This is a genomic window from Streptomyces sp. NPDC054956, assembly GCF_053609185.1.
This window is the reverse complement of record NZ_JBSGXB010000589.1, coordinates 1-1,953: the sequence shown is the minus strand read 5'-3', so window position 1 is coordinate 1,953 and position 1,953 is coordinate 1. Positions and strand designations below refer to the sequence as shown.

Sequence of the window (1,953 nt, the reverse complement as noted above, 5' to 3'; positions counted from 1 at the left end):
CGAGTACTTCGCGGCCGGCGTGGACTGCGTGGAGACCAACACCTTCGGCACGAACTACGCGGCGCTCGCCGAGTACGACATCGCCGACCGCAACCTGGAACTGTCGGTCGCGGGTGCTCGGATCGCGCGCGAGATCGCGGACGAGTTCACCGCCTCCACCGGGCAGCAGCGCTGGGTCCTCGGTTCCATGGGCCCGGGCACCAAGCTCCCGACCCTCGGTCACATCGACTACGCGACCATCCGCGACGCCTACCAGATCAACGCCGAGGGCCTGATCACCGGCGGCGCCGACGCGCTGCTCGTGGAGACCACCCAGGACCTCCTGCAGACCAAGTCCTCCATCGTCGGAGCCCGCCGCGCCATGGAGGCCCTCGGCGTCTCCATCCCGCTGATCTGCTCCGTGACGGTGGAGACCACCGGCACGATGCTGCTCGGCTCGGAGATCGGCGCCGCGCTCACCGCGCTGGAGCCCCTGGGCATCGACATGATCGGCCTGAACTGCGCGACCGGTCCGGCCGAGATGAGCGAGCACCTGCGCTACCTCGCCCGGAACTCGCGGATCCCGCTCTCCTGCATGCCCAACGCCGGATTGCCCGTCCTGGGGAAGAACGGCGCGCACTACCCGCTGTCCGCGGCCGAGCTCGCCGACGCCCAGGAGACCTTCGTCCGCGAGTACGGCCTCTCCCTGGTCGGCGGCTGCTGCGGCACCACCCCCGAGCACCTGCGCCAGGTCGTCGAGCGCGTCCGCGACCTGAGCCCGGCCGTCCGCGACCCCCGCCCCGAGCCCGGCGCCTCCTCCCTCTACCAGACCGTGCCCTTCCGCCAGGACATCTCCTACATGGCGATCGGCGAGCGGACGAACGCCAACGGGTCGAAGAAGTTCCGCGAGGCCATGCTGGAGGCCCGCTGGGACGACTGCGTGGAGATGGCCCGCGACCAGATCCGCGAAGGCGCGCACATGCTCGACCTGTGCGTGGACTACGTCGGCCGTGACGGCGTCGCCGACATGCAGGAGCTGGCCGGCCGCTTCGCGACCGCCTCGACGCTGCCGATCGTCCTGGACTCCACCGAGGTCCCCGTCCTGCGGGCCGGCCTGGAGAAGCTGGGCGGCCGCGCCGTCATCAACTCGGTGAACTACGAGGACGGCGACGGCCCCGAGTCCCGCTTCGCCAAGGTCACCCGCCTCGCCCAGGAGCACGGCGCCGCGCTGATCGCGCTGACCATCGACGAGGAGGGCCAGGCCCGCACCGTCGAGCACAAGGTCGCCATCGCCCAGCGCCTGATCGCCGACCTGACCGGGAACTGGGGGATCCGCGAGTCGGACATCCTCATCGACACCCTGACCTTCACGATCTGCACAGGCCAGGAGGAGTCCCGCAAGGACGGCATCGCCACGATCGAGTCGATCCGCGAGCTCAAGCGCCGCCACCCGGACGTCCAGACCACCCTGGGCCTGTCGAACATCTCCTTCGGCCTCAACCCGGCCGCCCGCGTCCTGCTGAACTCCGTCTTCCTCGACGAGTGCGTCAAGGCGGGCCTGGACTCGGCGATCGTGCACGCGTCGAAGATCCTGCCCATCGCCCGGTTCGACGACGAGCAGGTCAACACGGCCCTGGACCTCATCTACGACCGGCGCGCCGAGGGCTACGACCCGCTGCAGAAGCTGATGGCCCTCTTCGAGGGCGTCAACACCAAGTCGATGAAGGCCGGCCGCGCCGAGGAACTCCTCGCCCTGCCGCTCGACGAGCGCCTGCAGCGCCGGATCATCGACGGCGAGAAGAACGGCCTCGAAGCGGACCTCGACGAGGCGTTGCAGACCCGCCCCGCCCTCGACATCGTCAACGACACCCTCCTGGAGGGCATGAAGGTCGTCGGCGAGCTGTTCGGCTCCGGCCAGATGCAGCTCCCGTTCGTCCTGCAGTCCGCCGAGGTCATGAAGACGGCGGTCGCCTA

General features: G+C 69.8%; 1 protein-coding gene. It reads left to right on the top strand.

Features of this window, described 5'->3' with window-relative positions; genetic code table 11:
- On the top strand, positions 1 to 1,953 hold a 1,953-nt coding region (locus ACWGDE_RS38535), incomplete at both ends, for a homocysteine S-methyltransferase family protein (protein ID WP_453393747.1).